The sequence below is a fragment of the Mycolicibacterium gilvum genome (assembly GCF_900454025.1).
Lineage (GTDB): Bacteria > Actinomycetota > Actinomycetes > Mycobacteriales > Mycobacteriaceae > Mycobacterium > Mycobacterium gilvum.
Genome location: NZ_UGQM01000001.1, coordinates 6,110,543 through 6,130,607 on the forward strand (window position 1 = coordinate 6,110,543; position 20,065 = coordinate 6,130,607).

Consider the following 20,065-nt stretch of genomic DNA (forward strand, 5'->3'; position numbering starts at 1 on the left):
CCCGCAATCGCCGCCGCGTGAGACGCTGGGGCCCGGCGGTACGTCAACTGCTGTTCACCCCAAGTCTGCCCGCCGCTGGCCCGACTGCCGTAACTTCCCGCACGTTCGGCCGTCCAGCCCCGGCCGGGACCCCGTTGGAAGGAACCGCACCCATGGCGCTCGTACCGCTCAATCTCCTTGTCACCCATGACGGCAAGTCCAAGCGCCAGCACGTCACCTGCGTTCACAAGTGCGGCGACGCGTGCTCGAAACCGGTGCCCAACACCAGCGACAACGCGTACTTCGGCGACATCGCCAAAGCCGTCTCCCGTCGTTCCGTCCTGCAGGCCGGCGGAATGGCCGTGCTCGCCGTCGGAGCCGGTTCCGCGCTGGCCGCCTGCTCCAACACCTCCCAGCCCGCGCCGACGACCTCGTCGTCGACCGCTGCCGCGCAGCCGCCGGCGGGCATGAACTTCGCATCCGTCGCACCCAACAGCGAGGATGTCGTCGTCGCCGCCGACGGCTACGAGCAGGCCGTCGTCATCAGCTGGGGCGACCCGGTCCTGCCCGGCGCACCCCAGTTCGACGTCACCAAGCAGACCGGCGCCGCGCAGCGCGCACAGTTCGGCTTCAACAACGACTTCGCCGGCCTGCTGCCGGTCGAGGGACAGCCGGGTCGCTTCCTGCTCGTCACCAACTTCGAATACGCCACACCGCAATTCATGTTTCCCGGCTACAACCCCGACGCCCCCACCCGCGACCAGTTCGACGTGGAGATCGCCGCGATGGGAATGGGTGTCGTCGAGGTCGAGCGCACCCCTGAGGGCGGCCTGCGGCCGGTGATGGGCCGGTACAACCGTCGCATCACCGCAGACTCCCCGTTCACGCTGACCGGTCCGGCCGCCGGAACCCCCTTCGTGAAGACCGCGGCAGACCCCGACGGCCGCACGGTGTTGGGCACGATCGCGAACTGTGCCGGCGGTGTGACCCCCTGGGGCACAGTGCTTTCCGGCGAAGAGAACTTCCACGCCTACTTCGGCGCACCCGAAGGTTCACCCGCACCGGGTCCGGTCGACGCCGACCGCAACGACAGGTACGGCATCGCGCTGGAACCCTCGGAGCTCCAGTGGGAGACCTTCGATCCACGCTTCGACCTGGCCGCAAGCCCGAACGAGGTCAACCGGTTCGGCTACGTCGTGGAACTCAATCCGTGGGACCCGGCCTCGACGCCGGTGAAACACTCCGCGCTGGGCCGGTTCAAGCACGAGGGCGCCAACATCCACGTCACCAGCGACGGGACCGTCGTGGCCTACACCGGCGACGACGAACGCTTCGACTACATGTACAAGTTCGTCTCCACGCGCAAGATCCAGCCGGGGACCTCCGCCGCGGCCATGGCGAACAACATGGCCATCCTCGACGAGGGAACGCTGTACGTCGCCAAGCTGTCGAGCGACATCCCCGCCGCCGAGATCGACGGGTCGGGCGAGCTTCCCGCCACGGGATCGTTCTCGGGGACCGGGACATGGCTCCCGCTGCTGCGCTCCGGTCCAGACGGGCAGGCCGAGTCGCTGATCGACGGCATCACCGCCGCGGAGGCCGCCGTCTTCACCCGGATGGCCGCCGACAAGGCCGGCGCCACCAAGATGGACCGCCCCGAGGATTTCGAAGCCGACCCGAAGACCGGCAAGGTCTACGTCGCACTGACCAACAACACCAAACGCGGCACCGACGGCGAGCCCCCGGCGGACGCGTCGAATCCCCGCAACGACAACAAGAGTGGGCAGATCCTGGAGATCACCGACGACCACGCGGGCACCTCGTTCACCTGGGACCTGCTGCTGGTCTGCGGCGATCCGGCCGCTGCCGACACCTACTACGGCGGATTCGACAAGACGAAGGTCAGCCCGATCTCCTGCCCGGACAACCTCGCGTTCGACAGCCACGGCAACCTGTGGATCTCGACCGACGGCAACGCGCTCGACTCCAACGACGGCCTGTTCGCCGTCGCGCTGGACGGCCCCAACCGCGGTGAGACCAAACAGTTCCTGACCGTCCCCCTCGGCGCGGAAACCTGCGGACCCGTCATCACCGACGACCTCGTCACCGTGTGCGTGCAGCATCCCGGGGAGAACGACGAGAACAGCATCGACAGCCCGCAGTCGCGGTGGCCCGAGGGTGGCAACGGCACCGCACGGCCGTCGGTGGTCGCGGTGTGGAAGAGCGGCGGCAACATCGGCGTCTAGCGCCCCGGTCCCGATCTCTGGCGAGCAGACGCATACTCCGGCGCGTCGACGCGTGTCGCTGCGAGTTTGCGTCTTCTCGCCGGGGGATACGCTCGGGCATGACCTCCGAAACGAGCCGCCCCATCCGCATCGGCGTCCAGCTGCAACCCCAACATTCCCCGCGCTACGACCTGATGCGCGGCGCGGTGCGCCGCTGCGAGGACATCGGCGTCGACGTCGTCTTCAACTGGGACCACTTCTTCCCGCTCTACGGCGACCCCGACGGTGCGCACTTCGAATGCTGGACGATGCTCGGGGCGTGGGCGGAGCAGACCTCACGCGTCGAGATCGGCGCGCTGGTCACCTGTAACTCCTACCGCAACCCCGAGCTGCTCGCCGACATGGCCCGCACCGTCGACCACATCTCCGACGGCCGGCTGATCCTCGGGATCGGATCGGGCTGGAAACAGAAGGATTACGACGAGTACGGCTACGAATTCGGCACCGTCGGCAGCCGTCTCGACGACCTCGCGGCGGCCCTGCCGCGCATCGAGAGCAGGCTGTCGAAGCTGAACCCGCAGCCGGTGCGCGACATCCCGGTGCTCATCGGCGGTGGCGGCGAACGCAAGACGCTGCGCATGGTCGCCCAGCACGCCCACATCTGGCATTCGTTCTCCGACACCGAGACCTACCCGCGCAAGTCCGAGATCCTGGCCCGCCACTGCGCCGACGTCGGCCGCGATCCCGACGCGATCGAACGCTCGGCGGAGGCCAAGGGCCGCACCGAGGACGCGCTGCTCGAGAACGCCGCCGCCCTCACGTCCCTCGGTGTGTCGATGCTGACCGTCGGCGTCAACGGGCCCGACTACGACCTGTCCCAGGCCGAGACTCTGTGCCGCTGGCGCGACAGCCATACCGCCGCCGGCTGAACCTGCCGAACGCCTCCCGGCGCCGGTCCACCATGAGAGACTGGCGCCGCCATGCCCAAGAAGTACGGGGTGAAAGAGAAGGACCTCGTGGTCACTCACGTGGTCAACATGGTGCTGACCGGTCGGCTCCGGTCCGGAGATCGCTTGGACCGCAACGAAATTGCGAGTGAGCTCGGGTTGAGCCGGGTGCCTGTCCAGGAGGCCGTGGTCCAGCTCGAGCACGACGGGATCCTGTCGACCCGTTACCACCGCGGAGCCTTCGTCGAAAGGTTCGACGAGTCGACCGTCCGGGAACACCACGAGCTCTACGGACTGCTCTGCGGGCTCGCGTCCGGACGCGCCGCCACCGCGTCGGAGCCGACAGTCCTCGCCGACCTTGAGGCGGCGACCGCTCAGATGCGCAGCGGCCGCGACTCCCGGCAGTTCGACAGCCACGCCCGGCGATTCCGATCGACCATCAACGGCGAATACGCCGGACCGCGTCTGCAGGCCGCCATCGGCGCGTCGCAGACACTCATCCCGCACACCTTCTGGCAGTCCTACCTGCAGCACCGCGACCAGCTCCTGCCCTTCTACGAGTCCGAGCTGACCGCGATCCGCGACCGGGACCCCGACGCCGCCCGGGCCGCCTGCGCGCAGCGATCCGACGTGATGGCGTGCGCCCTGCTGACCGAACTGGTGCGTCGCGGCGTGCTGCGCAGGTAGCCCGCGCGCTACGTTGCTTCGAATGAGCTGCACGCGGGTACTGCGCCCCACCGTGAAGACCTTTGCACTTGCGCTGATCATCGGGATGGTCACGGCGATGGGCCTGGCCGCGCCGGCCGGCGCCCAGACCGACCAGTGCTCGCCGCCGGGCGAGCAGAGCGCCAGCGCCCTACCGACGAACCTGGCGGCCGCCGCCACCGGCCCCGCGGCCGACAAGTACACCACCGCGACGGTCACGCCACTGGACGCCGTCGACGTCGACGCGTTGGGTCTCAGCGAACCGGGAACACTGACCGTCGGCACCCTGTCAGACGCGCCGCCGAGCATCTGCATCGACTCCTCCGGACAGTTCACCGGATTCGACAACGAGCTGCTGCGCGCGGTCGCCGACCGGCTCGGCCTGCGCATCAACTTCGTCGGCACCGAGTTCTCCGGACTGCTGGCCCAGGTTGCGTCGCGCCGCTTCGACGTGGGCTCCTCGTCGATCACCACCACCGACGCCCGCCGTCAGACCGTCGGGTTCACCAACGGCTACGACTTCGGCTACTTCTCCCTCGTCGTCCCCAAGGGCTCACCGATCACCGGCTTCGACGAGCTCGTCGCCGGTCAGCGCATCGGCGTCGTCCAGGGCACGGTGCAGGAGGCCTATGTCATCGACACCTTGAAGCTGCAGCCGGTGAAGTTCCCCGACTACAACACCGTCTACGCGAGCCTGAAGACCGGGCAGATCGACGCATGGGTGTCGCCGTCGCAGCAGGCGCAGGGCACCGTCCAGCCGGCCGACCCGGTCGAGATCATCGAGAACACCTTCAGCCTCGACAACTTCATCGCCTGGGCGGTCGCCAGTGACAACCAGCCGCTGATCGACGCGCTCAACTCCGGGCTGGACGCCGTCATCGCCGACGGCACCTGGTCTCGCCTCTACTCCGACTGGGTGCCGCGCGCCCTGCCGCCGGGATGGAAGCCCGGGTCCAAGGCCGCGCCGACACCGGTGCTTCCCGACTTCACCGCGATCGCCGCGCAGAACCAGGACACCGGTGCTCCCGTCGCACCCACCCAGCCCAAATCGACGCTCTCCCAGCTCGCGGCGTCGTTTCTGGACTGGGATCTCTACAAGCAGGCGATCCCCGACCTGTTCAAGACCGGACTGCCCAACACCCTGATCCTGACGATCTGCGCCAGCATCATCGGACTGATCCTCGGCATGGCGCTGGCCATCGCCGGCATCTCGAAGTCACGGTGGCTGCGCTGGCCCGCCCGCGTCTACACCGACATCTTCCGCGGCCTGCCCGAAGTCGTGATCATCCTGCTGATCGGCCTCGGAGTCGGGCCCGTCGTCGGGCACCTCACCAACAACAATCCGTTCCCGCTGGGCATCGCCGCGCTCGGACTGATGGCGGCCGCCTACGTCGGCGAGATCTTCCGCTCCGGCATCCAGAGCGTCGACCCCGGACAGCTCGAAGCATCCCGCGCACTCGGCTTCAGCTATTCGACGTCGATGCGGCTGGTGGTCGTCCCGCAGGGCGTGAGACGGGTGCTGCCGGCGCTGATGAACCAGTTCATCTCGCTGCTGAAGGCCTCGTCGCTGGTGTACTTCCTCGGGCTGATCGCCAACCAACGCGAGCTGTTCCAGGTCGGCCGGGATCTCAACGCCCAGACCGGAAACCTGTCACCGCTGGTGGCGGCCGGCCTGTTCTACCTGGCCCTGACCATCCCGCTGACGCACCTGGTGAACTACATCGACGTGCGGCTGCGCCGGGGCCGCCGACCCGACGAGAAGGACCCGCTGGTGCTCGCGACCTCGCAGGAGATGAACTGATGACGAGCGCAGTCTCCTTGGCCGCCACCGACATTCACCTGTCCTTCGGCACCACTGCGGTGCTGCGCGGTGTCGACCTCGACGTGGCCGCCGGCTCCAGCACCGCGGTGATCGGACCGTCCGGCTCGGGCAAGTCGACCCTGCTGCGCACGCTGAATCGGCTCTACGAGCCCGACCGGGGCGACATCCTGCTCGACGGCCGATCGGTGCTGCGCGACGACCCGAACGCATTGCGCCAGCGCATCGGCATGGTCTTCCAGCAGTTCCAGCTCTTCCCGCACAAGTCCGTCCTCGACAACGTCACCCTCGGTCCGCGCAAGCTCAAGAAGATGTCCGCCGACGCGGCCCGCGAACTCGGGATGGCGCAGCTCGACCGCGTCGGCCTGCGGAACAAGGCCGACGTGCGCCCGTCCACGCTGTCGGGCGGTCAGCAGCAGCGCGTCGCGATCGCGCGGGCGCTGGCGATGTCACCGCAGGTGATGTTCTTCGACGAGGCCACCTCCGCGCTGGACCCCGAGCTCGTCAAGGGGGTGCTGGCGCTGATCGCGGAGCTGGCCTCCGACGGCATGACGATGGTCGTGGTCACCCACGAGATGGGGTTCGCGCGCTCCACCGCCGACCAGCTGGTCTTCATGGACCACGGACAGGTGGTCGAGACGGGACCGCCGGAGCAGTTGTTCGAGGCCGCCGAAACCGACCGTCTGCGCCGGTTCCTGTCCCAGGTGCTCTGACCGTGCACAAACCTCGGAGGTTTCGCGCAGACCACGCTGTCTTCGCAGGTGCGACAGGTTAGACTGCCTGAATTATGGTGACCACCGACGCCCAGGTCAGCGAGCTCGCAGGCGAGCTGCAGCGTGTGCTGTCCAAGCTGATGTCGGTCATGCGCCACACCGGGCGGACGCCGACATCCGGGGATCTGACCCTGGCCCAGCTGTCGATTCTGCTCACCCTGATCGACCAGGGCCCGATGCGGATGACCGAGTTGGCGGCGCATGAGAAGGTGCGCACGCCCACCACCACGGTCGCCATCCGCCGGTTGGAGAAGCTCGGACTCGTCAAACGTGACCGCGACCCGTCCGACCTGCGCGCGGTCCTCGTCGACATCACCCCCGAGGGTCTGGCTCAGCACCAGGAGGCCCTTGCGATCCGGCAGGCGCACCTGGCCTCGCTGCTGGGCAAGCTCAGCTGCGACGAACTCGACGCGTTGACCAAGGCGCTCGCGCCGCTGGAGCGCATCGCCGAATAGCGGACGGCTTCAGCCCAGCCAGTCCAAGACCGCGGCCGCGGTCCAGGACTGCTGCATGCTGCCCAGGGGTTCGCCGGTGAACGGCTCGTAGTACTCGGCGAACGAACCGTCGCTGGCCTGCCGGAGCCCCTCGCGGCGCAGTGTCGCCGAACGCTCCGCCCACCCGCGGCGGGCGAAACACCATGCGAACAGCCACGTCATCACCGGCCACACCGGGCCGCGCCAGTACTCGCGCGGACGGAAGTCCCGCGAGACCGGCGACGTCGACGGGATCAGCGCGTAGGCCAGGTCCGGGTGCCCGCAGAAGCGGGGTCCCTCGAGCAGGCGCAGCAGCGCCCGTTCCCGCTCGTGCGGCAGCCCTCCGCACAGCAGCGGCGCGAACTGCGCGACCGTCTCGGTGACAATCCACTTCTCCGCACGGACGTCGTAATCCTTTGCCGCACCGCTTCTCTCGTCGGTGGTGGCGATGACGCCGGTGCGGAACCGCTCCGCCCACGCGTAGAGATCCCTGACGTCGGCGCGCGGGCGCTTGTGGTCCTCCCCGATCTCGGCGAGCACCTGGCAGGCGACCGAGAAGATCGCCGAGACGAACACGTCCTCGACGGCGAAACTGACTGTCTTGGAGAGTAACCCGTCGTCGTAGCGGGCAGTCTTCATCTCCTCCAGCAGCCACAGGTAGCGGTCGTATTCCAGATCGGACGGACGCTGCGTCGCGTCGGTGTTGATCTTGTTGTCCTCGCGCTGGTACTCCGGCACCTCGCCGGGAATGACGTTGGCGTAGGCGCTGTCCCAGCGCGGCGAGTTGTCCATGCCGGACTCCCAGCCGTGGTACATCGTGATGCGGCCGTGCCCGTCGGGGTCGCGGCTCTCGGCGAGCCAGCGGTGCCATCGCACCATGTCGCTCCAGCGCCGGTCCAGGAACGCCTCCGCCACCGCCCGCGTCGAACGGCCGCGGGTGCGCGCGCGATCCAGGATGCGCTGCACCGCGATCGCATGCACGGGAGGCTGGGTGATCCCCGAGGTGTGCCTGCCGCGCGGCGCATCCGGGGACAGCGCCGAACACGCCCACCGGGCAGGACCCGGGAAGTACCCGTCCACCCCGTTGGCGAACACGATGTGCGGGATCATCCCGTTGCGCCACTGCGCGGACAGCAGCGTGTCGAGTTCGACGACGGCGCGCTCCACCGACAGCGGCGCGAGGCCGATCGCGACGAACGCCGCGTCCCAGCTCCACATATGCGGATAGAGCAGCGGCGCGGCCGTCGTCATCGTTCCGAGGTCGTTACCCCGCAGAAGGTAGGCAGCACGAGCCGCCAATTGGGTGGGGGCGAAGCTCGGATCGTGCGGCATTGTTCCCCCATGATGCGACGACTCGGGTCGATCTGCAGATCGGTAGGGTCTCAAGTGTGCCGACCGCGATGATCACCGGGGCCTCCGGCGGCCTCGGCAGCGCCCTTGCCGACGCGTTGGCGCCGACCCACACCCTGTTCCTGGCGGGGCGGCCGTCGCCGCGACTCGACGCGGTGGCCGAGCGTCTGGGCGCGACCACCTGGCCCGTCGACCTCGCCGATCCCGACGCGATGGCCGCCGTGGTCGAACCGATCGTCGAGCTCGATGTGCTGATCCACAACGCCGGCGTCGCCTATCCCGGCCGCGTCGCCGAATCCCACGTCGACGAATGGCGCTCGACGATGGCCGTCAACGTCGTCGGCGCCGTCGCGCTGACGCTCGAGCTGCTGCCGGCGTTGCGCGCCGCCCGCGGCCACGTCGTGTTCATCAACTCGGGCGCCGGTATCAACGCCTCCCCCGGGCTCGCGTCCTACACGGCGAGCAAGTTCGCGCTGCGCGGCTTCGCGGACTCGCTCCGGGCCGACGAGCCCACGCTGCGGGTCACCTCGGTGCACCCGGGACGCATCGCGACCGCGATGCAGGAGGACCTCGTCGCCTACGAGGGGCGTCCCTATGAGCCGGATCGGTTCCTGAGTCCGCAGACCGTGGCCCGGTTGACCGTCGACGCGATCAACGCGCCTGCCGACGCGCACGTCCACGAGGTGATCATCCGGCCGAACCCCGCGCCGCGGTGATTTCGCAGGGCCGGCAGGGTCAGACGACGACGTTGACCAGCCGGCCCGCGACGACGATCACCTTCTTCGGGGTCCGGCCGTCGAGGAACGCGACGACCTTCTCCTCGGCCAGCGCGGCAGCCTCGACCGCGTCGGCGGGCGCATCCGCCGGCACCGTGACGCGGCCGCGGACCTTGCCGTTGACCTGCACCGGATACTCGACGGTGTCCTCCACCAGATACCGCTCGTCGGCCACCGGGAACGGGCCGTGGGCGAGCGAACCCTCATGGCCGAGCCGCTTCCACAGCTCCTCGGCCAGGTGCGGCGCCAACGGCGCGACCATCAGGACCAACGGCTCCAACGCCGCCCGCGCGGTCACCGACTGCTTGGTCAGGTGATTGGTGTACTCGATCAACTTCGCGGCGGCGGTGTTGTTGCGCAGCGACGCGTAATCATCGGCCGTGCCCGCGATCGTGCGGTGCAGCAACCGCAGCGTGTCGTCGTCGAGCGCGTCGTCGGTCGCGAGGGTCTCCCCGGTGTTCTCGTCGACCACCAGGCGCCACACCCGCTGCAGGAATCGGTAGGCGCCGACGACGTCCTTGGTCGCCCACGGTCGCGACGCCTCCAGCGGACCCATCGACATCTCGTAGACCCGCAGGGTGTCCGCGCCGTAGTTGTCGCAGATCTCGTCGGGGGACACCGAGTTCTTCAGGCTCTTACCGATCTTGCCGAACTCCTGGTTGACCTCTGTCTCTCCGTCGGGGCCCGGCCAGAAGAACTTCCCGTCCCGCTCGATCACCTCGGCCGCGGGCACGTAGGACCCACGGGAGTCGGTGTACGCGAACGCCTGGATGTAGCCCTGGTTCACCAGCCGCCGGTAGGGCTCGCGGGAGCTGACATGGCCGAGGTCGTACAGCACCTTGTGCCAGAACCGCGAATACAGCAGGTGCAGCACCGCGTGCTCGACGCCGCCGACGTACAGGTCGACCCCGCCCGGATCGTCGGGCCCGTGCTCGGCGGGCCGCGGTCCCATCCAGTACGCCTCGTTCTCCTTGGCGCACAGGGCTTCCGAGTTGTACGGGTCGGTGTAGCGCAGCTCGTACCAGGAGCTGCCGGCCCACTGCGGCATCACGTTGGTGTCGCGGGTGTAGGGCTTCAGGCCGTCACCGAGGTCGAGGTCGACGTTCACCCAGTCGGTGACCTTGCCCAGCGGGGGCGAGGGTTCGCTGCCGGCGTCGTCGGGGTCGAACGACACCGGCGAATAGTCCGGCACATCAGGCAGTTCCACCGGCAGCATGCCCTCGGGCAGGCCGTGGGCGCGCCCCTCGCTGTCGTAGACGACGGGGAACGGCTCACCCCAGTAGCGCTGCCGGGCGAAGAGCCAGTCCCGCAGCTTGTACTCGACACGGGCCCGGCCGCGACCGTCAGCGACCAACCGCTCGGTCATCGCCTGCTTGGCCGTCGCGACGTCCATCCCGTCGAGGAAGCCGGAGTTCACCATCACGCCGTCGCCCGAATACGCCTCGACCGTGACGTCACCGCCGGCGACGACCTCGACGATCGGCAGCCCGAACTCGGTCGCGAAATCCCAGTCGCGCTGGTCTCCGCTGGGCACCGCCATGATCGCTCCGGTGCCGTAGCCGGCCAGCACGTAGTCGGCGATGAACACCGGAACCTGCTGCCCGTTGGCCGGATTCGTCGCATAGGCGCCGAGGAAGACGCCGGTCTTGGTCTTGTTCTCCTGGCGCTCCAGGTCGGATTTGGCCGCGATACCGGCGCGGTAGGCGGCCACCGCCTCGGCAGGGGTGGCCGCGCCGAACGTCCAGCGCGCGTCGGTGCCGTCGGGCCACGCCGGAGCGACCAGGCGGTCGACGAGGTCGTGCTCGGGTGCGAGCACCATGTACGTCGCGCCGAACAGCGTGTCGGGCCGGGTCGTGAAAACCTCGATATCTCCTGCGGCGGTGGAGAACTGGACCTCGGCACCGGTCGAACGGCCGATCCAGTTGCGCTGCATGGTCTTGACCTTGTCCGGCCAGTCCAGCACATCGAGGTCTTCGAGCAGCCGGTCGGAGTACGCGGTGATGCGCATCATCCACTGCCGCAGCCGTTTCCGGAACACGGGGAAGTTGCCGCGTTCGCTACGGCCGTCGGCGGTGACCTCCTCGTTGGCCAGCACGGTGCCCAGCCCGGGACACCAATTCACCACGGAATCCGCCAGATACACCAACCGGTGGGCGTCGACCAGGTCTGCGCGGGCGCCGGCGTCGAGGTCCGCCCAGGAACGGCCGTCCCCGACCTGTCGGGTGCCGGCCTCGAACTCGGCGATCAGCTCGCGGATCGGGCGCGCCCTGTTCTGGTCGGTGTCGAACCACGCGTTGAAGATCTGCAGGAAGATCCACTGTGTCCACTTGTAGTAGTCGACGTCGGTGGTCGCGAAGCTGCGGCGGGAGTCGTGTCCCAGACCGAGCCGGCCCAGCTGGCGGCGGAAGTTGACGATGTTGGCCTCGGTCCGCGTGCGCGGATGGGTGCCGGTCTGGATCGCATACTGCTCGGCGGGCAGGCCGAAAGCATCGAAACCCAACGCGTGCAACACATTACGGCCGGTCATCCGGTAGTAGCGGGCGTAGACGTCCGTCGCGATGTAACCGAGCGGATGACCGACGTGCAGGCCCTCCCCCGACGGGTACGGGAACATGTCCTGCACGAACATCTTGTCAGCGGGCACCGCGCTGCCGTCGGCCGGGGCGAGAGAGCCGACCGGGTTGTCGACGTGGAACGTGCCCGAATCCGCCCACTGCTGCTGCCACGCGCGCTCGATCTCGCCGGCGAGCACCGCGGTGTAGCGGAACCGGGGAGTGTCGTCCAGCGGTGCGATCGGCGTTTCAGTCACCCCACCAGGGTATAAGCACGCTGCTCGCCGATTTCCCGGCCACGGGTTGGTCTCGGTTCCGTTGCGGATGCATCAGGGGTTGATTCCAGGTCGGTCCCAGCCCTGGTGAGCCGTCGCCACGCGTGGATACATTCGTCGCCTACCGGCTCACGACGTGGGAAAGGACTGCACCGAAGATGAGCGAAAGCGCCCGTCACTGGCGGATTCTGGCAGGAGGTATCGGTGCGCTCGCCGGTATCGCCGGTGTGCTGGGCGTCACGTCGACGGCCTCCGCCCAGCCGGCAGTCCCGCAGCCCACCGTCCCCCAACCCGTCATCCCGCAGGCCTCCATCCCGCAGGTTTCCGTCCCGCAGGTTTCGGTGCCCGCACCGGCCGCCGTCGCATCGGCTGTCCCGGCCGCCGCCAACGCCCTGCCCGCCGCCGCGCCCGTCGCACCCGCGGTACCGCCGGCGCCCCGGCCGCCGACCATCGTGCCGGCCACCTCCGGCACCCTCGCCGAGTTCTTCGCCGCCAAGGGCGTCACCCTCGAACCGCAGAACAGCCGCGACTTCCGGGCGCTCAACATCGTGTTGCCTATGCCGCGCGGATGGGAACTGATCCCCGACCCGAACGTGCCCAACGCGTTCGCCGTCCTCGCCGACCGGGTCGGCGGCAACGGCCTGTACTCGTCGAACGCGCAGGTCATCGTGTACAAGCTGATCGGGCAGTTCGACCCGCGGGAGGCCATCAGCCACGGCTTCGTCGAAAGCCAGAAGCTGCCGGCGTGGCGCACCACCGACGCGTCGCTGGCCGAGTTCGGCGGCATGCCGTCGTCGGTCATCGAGGGCACCTACCGCGAGAACAACATGACGCTGAACACGTCGCGGCGCAACGTCATCGCGACGGTGGGCCCCGACAACTACCTGGTGTCGCTCGCGGTGACCACCAGCGTCGACCAGGTCGTGGCCGCCGCCGACGCGACCGAGGCCATCGTCAACGGATTCAAGGTCAGCGTGCCCGGACCCGCACCTGTGATGCCGCTTCCCGGCGCACCCGCGCTGCCGCTGCCCGCGGCCGCACCCCAAGCTCCCGGCGCCCCCGCAGTGGCTCCCCCGCCACAACTGCTGGGGTTGCAGGGATAACAACGTCGTCCCCCGGGCGAAGCCTGGCGCCCGGGGGACGGCGGCCCTGACGTCGCACCGTATTCTGTGCTGATGCTGGTCGCCGCCCTCGTGACGCTGTGCGCGGCCGCCGCGACCGCGGCGGTCGGCACCTGGTCGCTGCTGCGCCGGCCGTCCACCGACTTCGTCCAGCAGGTGCTGCGCGCGGTCGCACCCACCCAACTCGCCGCGGCCGTGATGCTCGCCGCAGGCGGACTGCTCGCGCTCGCCGTCGGCTCCCGGCAGGGTGCGCCGGCCGCCGTGATCCTGCTGGTGTGTGTCGTCGGTGCGGTCGCCACCGTCGCCGCGGGCTGCTGGCAGGCCGCCAAGATGGTGACGCGTGAGAACGCGCGCCAGACGGCGTCGAGCGGCGGCTGCGGATCCGAGAGCGCGTGCGGGTCGTGCACGCTGTCCTGCGGACGCTAGGACGAGCGCGGCTCAGTTCCTGCTGAGGTCGATCGGGTGCGTCGCCATCAGCGACAGCGGCATCGGTTGCCGACGCAGGATCCGCGCCCACAGATCCACCTTCGGCTCCACCAGCACATCGGTGGGCAACGCGGACAACACGATCCAGTCGTCGCGCTCGATCTCACCCTCGAGCTGCCCGATCGTCCACCCCGAATACCCGGCGAAGATCCGCACCCCCTCGAGGATCGGCGCCAGCTCATCGGGGTCGGCGTCCAGGTCGACCATCACGATCCGGCCCTGCACATGCCGTAGCCCCGGCACCCCGACCGGATCCGACCCCACCCGCAGCGTCCCCAGGCACAGCGCGGCGTCCCGCTTGACCGGCCCACCGATGAACATCGTCTTCGGCTTGACCGCCAGCTTGGCCCACTGCGGCAACACGTTGTAGACCGCGGTCTCGCTGGCCCGGTTCAGCACCACCCCGAGCGTGCCGCCGTCGTTGTGCTCCACCACGTAGATGACGCTGCGCCGGAACGTCGGCTCCAGCAGATCGGTGTTGGCCAGCAGCATCGTGCCTGCGCGGACCCGGTGTGCGGCAGGCGCGGCCCTGTCCTGGTAATCCTCCGGATCGTCGGGCGAAGCCATCCGACCATCATGTCACCACCGGTGCGCGATCGTGGCGAACGAGCGGAGCCCGGTCGCATATTTGTACTGTGGGTCCGGTTCCGCTCGCCCCCACCCGCCCCAGGACGTGACACCCGTGCCCGACGACCGTGCGCCCCGTACGTCCTGGCGTGCGGTGCAGGCGCTGCCGCAGTTCCGCAGGCTGCTGGAACTGCGGGCGGTCAGCCAGTTCGCCGAGGGCCTGTTCCAGGCCGGCATCGCCGGGGCGCTGCTGTTCAACCCGGAGCGCGAAGCCGACCCCTGGGCCATCGCCGGCGCGTTCGCGGCACTGTTCCTGCCGTACTCGCTGCTCGGTCCGTTCGCCGGCGCCCTGCTGGACCGCTGGGACCGGCGGCTCGTGCTGATCGGCGCCAACACGGGCCGCGTCGCCATCGTTCTGCTGGTCGGTGTGCTGCTCGCCGCCGGGGCCGGTGACATTCCAATCCTGTTGAGCGCGTTGGTCGCCAACGGGTTCACCCGATTCGTCTCGTCCGGGCTTTCGGCGGCACTGCCTCACGTCGTACCCCGCGAGCAGGTCATCCCGATGAACTCGGTGGCCAACCTGATCAGCTCCATCGGCGCGTTCGCCGGGGCGGTCTTCATGCTCGGGCCGCGGTGGCTCTTCGGGGCCGGTGACTCCGGGGCCTCGATCACGATCCTGATGGTGACCGTTCCGGTCGGGCTGGCGCTGTGGTTGTCGATGCGCTTCCCGCCACGGCTGCTCGGACCCGACGACAGCAAGCGCGCCGTGCACGGGTCGGTGATGTACGCCGTCGCGACGGGCTGGCTCTACGGCGCCCGAACCGTGCTCGCCGTCCCGACCGCGGCGTCCACCCTCGCCGGGCTCGCCGCGCACCGCATGGTCTTCGGCATCAACACGCTGCTGATGCTCGTCATCGTGCGGCACACCGAGACCGCGACGGTCGCCGGCTTCGGCACCACGGTGCTGTTCGTGATCGCCGGTGGTGCCGGGCAGTTCGTCGCCACGATCGCGACACCCGCGCTGGTCACCAGGTGGGGCCGCTACGCCGCACCCAACGGCGCGCTGGCGCTGGCCGCCGTGGTGCAGCTCTGCGCCGCCACGCTGCAGTTGCCGGTGATGATCGTCTGCGGGTTCGTGCTCGGCGCGGCCGGGCAGGTGGTGAAGTTGTGCGCCGACTCCGCGATGCAGATCGACGTCGACGACGCGCTGCGCGGGCACATGTTCGCGGTTCAGGATTCGCTGTTCTGGGTGGCGTTCATCGTGGCGATCACCGGCGCCGCCGCGGTCATCCCCGCCGACGGCCACTCCCCCGCGCTCGCGGTCGCGGGCACCGGCCTCTATCTCGCCGGGCTGGCCGCGCACGCAGTGATGGGACGGCGCGGCCGGCGGGGCTAGTGTGAGCCGCATGGCCGCAGCCGCCCCCCTGATCGCCGAACTGCGTGCCGAGAGCGACGAACTCGACGCCCTCGTCGCCGATCTCACCCCGCAGCAGTGGACGCTGTCGACCCCCGCGCCGGGCTGGACGATCGCCCACCAGATCGCCCACCTGCTGTGGACCGACCGGGTCGCGGTGCTCGCGGTCACCGACGAGGCCCGCTTCGCCGACGTGGTCGCCGCGTCGGCCCACGATTCCGCATTCGTCGACACCGCCGCCGCCGAGCTCGCGGTACTTCCCCCGGCCGAGCTGCTGGCCGATTGGCGCACCACCCGCGCCGCGCTGCACGACGCACTCCTCGCCGTCACCGACGGCCGCAAGCTGCCGTGGTTCGGGCCTCCGATGAGCGCCGCGTCGATGGCGACCGCCCGGCTCATGGAGACCTGGGCGCACGGACTCGATGTCGCCGACACCCTCGGCACCGTCCGGATCCCCACCTCGCGTCTGCGGTCGATCGCCCACATCGGCGTCCGCACAAGGGATTTCGCGTTCGCCGTGCACGGCTTGACCCCACCGCCGGAACCGTTCCACGTGAAACTCCGCGCACCCGACGGGTCGACGTGGAGCTGGGGAACCGAGGACGCCGACCAGCGCGTCGAGGGCTCGGCCGAACACTTCTGCATGCTCGTCACCCAGCGTCGGCCTCCCGCCGCCCTCGACGTCGTCGCGACCGGCCTCGACGCACAGCGGTGGCTGACCATCGCGCAGGCTTTCGCCGGCCCACCCGGCGCCGGCCGGGACTGACCCCGCTACGCCGCGCGCCAGTAGCCGAGACTTCCCGGCGGGACGAACGGCGAATAGTTGGCCGTGCGCGGGGCAGAGGCCCGCGGGCCGTAGTTGTTCTGGTCGTACAGCTTTCCGGTGTTCCAGATGCCGATGTGCCCGACCGACGTCCCGGCGCTGCTGCCCCACACCACGATGTCGCCGTTTTGGAGGTTCCCGTCGGTGCGCCAGACGAAGCCGCGGGCGGCCATCTGGCTGCCGCCGCGCCCGCCGTCGCGGTAGTCGACCGCATCGCCCCAGGCGCCTGCGGTGATGCCGTGCACGTCGAGCAGGAACCGCTTCACCAGCGACACACACTCCCCGGGGAGGCTGCCGTCGGGTGCGGCGATCGTCCGGCCGATGGTGGCGGCGACGAACATCTCGACGGTCGCATTCGGTGCCGGCGCGGCCGGCGGAGGCGATGATGCCGCCGGGCTGATCGGCAGGCCGATCCTGACGACGGTGACGGCCGCGCCGTCGGTGATCCTCGCGCTGAACTCGGCGATGTCCTCGCCGGGCGAACGGTGCGCGGCCTCGCGGGCGGCGACCGTCGGCAGGAAACTGACGTGCCCCGTCGGGTCGAGCGCGACCGCGCCGACGCCGGGGTCGAGGCCCTGGTTCATCTGATAGGTCAGGCCGAAGCCCTCCGGATCGGTGGCCTCGATTCGGCCGGTGACCTGACCGGTCTCCGCGTCGACGCGGGTGATGACGAACGCGGGACTGCCGAGTCGCGGCGACTGGTTGCTCCCCGGCTTCGGGATCCGCACCGCGACGCGCACCGTGGCGGTGCCGCCGTGGCCGTCGGTGACGGTCACCGTGAACCGGTCGGCGCGGGCGAACGGGTTGGCCGCACCGGCCAGCGCCGCGGCGGAGGGGGTGTAGACGAACGTCCCGTCGCCGTTGACGACGACATCGCCTCGCCGGGTGGCCGCGGACCCGGCGAATGCGAGGGTGTCTCCGTCCCTGTCGGCGCCGACGACCCTGCCGGTCGCCGTGCCGGTGGCCGGGTTCACCTGTCCGACAGTGGCTTTGCCGGTCGGACGAGCGTTCGCCGGCTTGATCGGGACCGTGATGAGGGTCGTCACGACCCCACCGAGGCCGTCGTCGACGGTGATGCCGACCGAATCCGTCCGGCGACCGTCGGGTGCCGCGGCGGCGTGCTGTGCTTCCTTGGTCGGGGTGTAGGTGAACGAGCCCGATCTGCTGACGGCGACGGTGCCCAGCTCGGTGGTGCTGCCCGTGAACGTGAGGGTGTTCCGCTCGGGGTCGCTCGCCCGCAGACGTCCCCGCACGGCCGCCGAGAACAGGCCCGGCGACCCGACCGAGCGCACCGTGACGGTCGGGGCGTTGTTGGGCACCGCCGACGACCGACGGACGGGCTCGTCCCGGGTGGCGGTGACCGCCTGGCTCTCCCGTTCGGCCGCCGAGTCGTCGTCACGCTGGGGGTCGCGGTCTGCCCGGTCCGCCTTCGGCCTGGTCTTCGGCTTCGCTGACGACCGCGCCCCGGCCGAATCCGAGTCCGCATCGGAGTCCGCATCGGAATCCGCCGATCTCGCCGACGACGACGCAGACACCGAACCGCCGGCATCCCCGGCCTCCGAATCCGCCGCGGCGGCACCGGCGCCGACGACCAGCGCCGCCCCCACGCCCAGCGTGACAGCGCCCGCGCCCAACCATGCACACCTGTCCACCTGGGGACCCCCCTCTTCGCGGCGGAGCCCACCGCGGGCGGCGAATTGACCAATCCGTCACTGCTGTGTCGCCAGGGGCGAAAGCGCCGTTACCGCCGCGGACGATGTCAGCGCAGGTGCTCGGCGGCCTCGGCGGCCCCGTCACCGTCGGCGTCGGCCAGCCGGACATCCCAGCGGCCGTCACCGTCGGTGTCGACCCAGGCCTGACCGGCTCCGAAAGCCCGGTCCGCCAAGCCATCGCCATTCGTGTCGGCCAGGCGTTCAGGTGCTCCGTCACCGTCGAGGTCGGCCGCATCCGCCGATGCCGGGTGCTCGACGCCGTCGAGGCCGAACCACCGCAGCGCCGCGCCGATCCGGTCCGCACTCACCGACCACGCGCCGGTGCCGTCGTCGGTGAAGTACGCCTCCGGGGTTCCGTCACCGTCCAGGTCGCGCGCCGCGTGATCGGCCGTGCCGTCGTCGTCGAGGTCCAGCAGCGCGTCGTCGATCACACCGTCGTCGTCGAGGTCCAGAGCGACCGCGTCGAACACGCCGTCGCCGTCGAGATCGGTGTCAGGACCCGCAGTCCACACGGTCGCCGTCCCGTCGAGGTCACTCAGGCAGTACTCCACACCTGTTCAGACGCGCGGACCGCCCCGCTCGTTCCACCAGCGGACCAATTCCTCGACCGCCTCGTCGTGGTCGAGCGGACCCCGGTCCAGCCGCAGCTCCTTGAGGTGGTTCCAGGCCTGGCCGACCTGCGGGCCGGGCGGGATCCCCAGGATCTTCATGATCTCGTTGCCGTCGATGTCGGGCCGCACCCTGGCCAGATCCTCGCGGGCCGCGAGATCCTGGATCCGGCGCTCCAGGTCGTCGTAGTTGGCCTGCAGCCGCGCCGCCCGCCGCTTGTTGCGGGTCGTGCAGTCCGCGCGCACCAACTTGTGCAGCCGCGTCAGCAGCGGCCCGGCGTCGGTCACGTAGCGCCGCACCGCCGAATCCGTCCACCGGCCGTCGCCGTACCCGTGGAAGCGCAGGTGCAGGTACACCAACTGCGACACGTCGCTGATCATCTGCTTGGAGTACTTGAGCTCGCGCATCCGCTTGCGGGTCATCTTGGCCCCGACCACCTCGTGGTGGTGGAAGCTCACCCCGCCGTCGGGTTCATGCCTGCGGGTCGCGGGCTTGCCGATGTCGTGCAGCAGCGCCGCCCAGCGCAGCACCAGGTCCGGCCCGTCGGCACCCTCGAGATCCATCGCCTGCCGCAGCACGGTCAGCGAATGCTGATAGACGTCCTTGTGCTGATGGTGCTCGTCGATCGCCATCCGCATCGCACCGACCTCGGGCAGCACCACCTCGCCCAGACCGGTGTCGACCATCAGATCCAGCCCCGCCACCGGATCGGCGCCGAGCAGCAACTTGTCCAGCTCCGCGGCCACCCGTTCGGCCGTGATCCGCGAGAGCTGCGACGACATCTCCTCCAGCGCGCGCCGCACCCGCGGCGCGACGGTGAAGCCGAGCTGGGAGACGAACCGCGCCGCGCGCAGCATCCGCAGCGGGTCGTCGCCGAACGACACCTCCGGGGCGGCAGGAGTGTCGAGCACCCCGTCGCGCAGCGCGGACAGCCCGTCGAGCGGGTCCAGGAATTCGGTCGGTCCGTCGGCGGTGACCCGGACCGCCATCGCGTTGACCGTGAAATCACGACGGACCAGATCGTCGGCCAGGTTGTCGCCGAAGCGCACCTCGGGATTGCGCGACACCTTGTCGTAGGTGTCGGCGCGGAACGTGGTGATCTCCAGCCGGTCCTCGCCCTTGCCGACACCGAGGGTCCCGAACTCGATTCCGGTGTCCCACAGCGCATCACCCCAGCCCCGCAGGAAACGCTGCATCTGCTCGGGACGCGCGTCGGTGGTGAAGTCGAGATCGTTCTTGTCGGGATCGAAGCGGCCCAACAGCGCGTCGCGGACCGGGCCGCCCACCAGGTACAGCTCGTGGCCGTTGTCGGCGAACACCCGACCGAGATCGCGCAGCACGTCGCCGCGGCGGTTCAGCGCAACCTGCGCGGTGGCCAGCCGTTCGGCGTCGGAGATGGGGTCGGACACGTCCGGTGAGCCTACTGGTCCCGGCGAGCCCACTGGTCACAGCCATGTCA

At 69.7% G+C, this 20,065-nt stretch carries 17 protein-coding genes; 11 read left to right on the forward strand and 6 right to left on the reverse strand.

Translation table 11 applies throughout. The features are described from left to right. Positions 1–152 precede the first annotated feature (152 nt). The 6 genes from DYE23_RS28895 (at position 153) to DYE23_RS28920 (ending at position 6,903) form a co-directional block, all read left to right on the forward strand. A complete protein-coding gene (locus tag DYE23_RS28895) occupies positions 153–2,225 on the forward strand; it encodes a PhoX family protein (RefSeq protein ID WP_011891765.1) in 2,073 nt (690 codons plus the stop codon). Between the two features lie 98 nt (positions 2,226–2,323). Next, the gene (locus DYE23_RS28900) at positions 2,324–3,133 is read left to right on the forward strand and encodes an LLM class F420-dependent oxidoreductase (RefSeq protein WP_115328809.1); all 810 of its coding nucleotides are present in this window, start codon (positions 2,324–2,326) and stop codon (positions 3,131–3,133) included. A 51-nt stretch (positions 3,134–3,184) separates the two neighbouring features. After that, a complete protein-coding gene (locus DYE23_RS28905) occupies positions 3,185–3,838 on the forward strand; it encodes a GntR family transcriptional regulator (RefSeq protein ID WP_115328810.1) in 654 nt (217 codons plus the stop codon). Between the two features lie 22 nt (positions 3,839–3,860). After that, positions 3,861–5,657: an ABC transporter substrate-binding protein/permease gene (locus DYE23_RS28910; protein ID WP_115328811.1), complete on the forward strand. Its 1,797-nt coding sequence runs from the start codon at positions 3,861–3,863 to the stop codon at positions 5,655–5,657. Beyond that, on the forward strand, positions 5,657–6,388 hold the full coding sequence (locus DYE23_RS28915; protein ID WP_011891761.1) for an amino acid ABC transporter ATP-binding protein: 732 nt from the start codon (positions 5,657–5,659) through the stop codon (positions 6,386–6,388). The genes DYE23_RS28910 and DYE23_RS28915 overlap by 1 nt, the downstream gene beginning before the upstream one ends. 74 nt (positions 6,389–6,462) lie before the next feature. Continuing rightward, positions 6,463–6,903: a MarR family winged helix-turn-helix transcriptional regulator gene (locus DYE23_RS28920; RefSeq protein ID WP_011891760.1), complete on the forward strand. Its 441-nt coding sequence runs from the start codon at positions 6,463–6,465 to the stop codon at positions 6,901–6,903. Between the two features lie 9 nt (positions 6,904–6,912). Here the strand turns inward: DYE23_RS28920 and ggh are convergent, their stop codons facing one another. Next, positions 6,913–8,253, reverse strand: coding sequence for a glucosylglycerate hydrolase (gene ggh, locus DYE23_RS28925; RefSeq protein WP_011891759.1), 1,341 nt, complete (start codon positions 8,251–8,253; stop codon positions 6,913–6,915). Between the two features lie 56 nt (positions 8,254–8,309). Here ggh and DYE23_RS28930 point away from each other — a divergent pair, with 56 nt between their 5' ends. Further along, a complete protein-coding gene (locus DYE23_RS28930) occupies positions 8,310–8,987 on the forward strand; it encodes an SDR family oxidoreductase (RefSeq protein WP_115328812.1) in 678 nt (225 codons plus the stop codon). 19 nt (positions 8,988–9,006) lie between these two features. On the opposite strand, the gene leuS is transcribed toward DYE23_RS28930, so the two are convergent. Next, a complete protein-coding gene (leuS, locus tag DYE23_RS28935; protein WP_115328813.1) occupies positions 9,007–11,856 on the reverse strand; it encodes a leucine--tRNA ligase in 2,850 nt (949 codons plus the stop codon). Between the two features lie 176 nt (positions 11,857–12,032). Here leuS and DYE23_RS28940 point away from each other — a divergent pair, with 176 nt between their 5' ends. Beyond that, a complete protein-coding gene (locus tag DYE23_RS28940; protein WP_115329156.1) occupies positions 12,033–12,977 on the forward strand; it encodes an LpqN/LpqT family lipoprotein in 945 nt (314 codons plus the stop codon). Positions 12,978–13,049: 72 nt separating this feature from the next. Further along, on the forward strand, positions 13,050–13,421 hold the full coding sequence (locus tag DYE23_RS28945; RefSeq protein WP_041800500.1) for a hypothetical protein: 372 nt from the start codon (positions 13,050–13,052) through the stop codon (positions 13,419–13,421). 12 nt (positions 13,422–13,433) lie between these two features. Here DYE23_RS28945 and DYE23_RS28950 read toward each other — a convergent pair whose 3' ends face one another. Next, a complete protein-coding gene (locus DYE23_RS28950) occupies positions 13,434–14,048 on the reverse strand; it encodes a YqgE/AlgH family protein (RefSeq protein ID WP_115328814.1) in 615 nt (204 codons plus the stop codon). A 115-nt stretch (positions 14,049–14,163) separates the two neighbouring features. On the opposite strand from DYE23_RS28950, the gene DYE23_RS28955 reads away from it, so the two are divergent. Beyond that, entirely contained in the window at positions 14,164–15,444 is a 1,281-nt protein-coding gene (locus tag DYE23_RS28955) for an MFS transporter (protein WP_099962806.1), read from the forward strand. A gap of 10 nt (positions 15,445–15,454) precedes the next feature. Then, a complete protein-coding gene (locus DYE23_RS28960) occupies positions 15,455–16,228 on the forward strand; it encodes a TIGR03084 family metal-binding protein (protein WP_115329157.1) in 774 nt (257 codons plus the stop codon). A 5-nt stretch (positions 16,229–16,233) separates the two neighbouring features. Here the strand turns inward: DYE23_RS28960 and DYE23_RS28965 are convergent, their stop codons facing one another. From DYE23_RS28965 to DYE23_RS28975, 3 genes are all read right to left on the reverse strand, one after another. Continuing rightward, complete coding sequence (locus tag DYE23_RS28965) at positions 16,234–17,919, reverse strand: cadherin-like domain-containing protein (RefSeq protein ID WP_235660530.1); 1,686 nt, start codon at positions 17,917–17,919, stop codon at positions 16,234–16,236. Positions 17,920–18,044: 125 nt separating this feature from the next. Continuing rightward, positions 18,045–18,548, reverse strand: a complete 504-nt coding sequence (locus tag DYE23_RS28970) for an FG-GAP-like repeat-containing protein (RefSeq protein WP_013473299.1) — start codon at positions 18,546–18,548, stop codon at positions 18,045–18,047. A gap of 6 nt (positions 18,549–18,554) precedes the next feature. Then, a complete protein-coding gene (locus DYE23_RS28975) occupies positions 18,555–20,015 on the reverse strand; it encodes a CCA tRNA nucleotidyltransferase (protein WP_041799778.1) in 1,461 nt (486 codons plus the stop codon). Positions 20,016–20,065 lie beyond the last annotated feature (50 nt).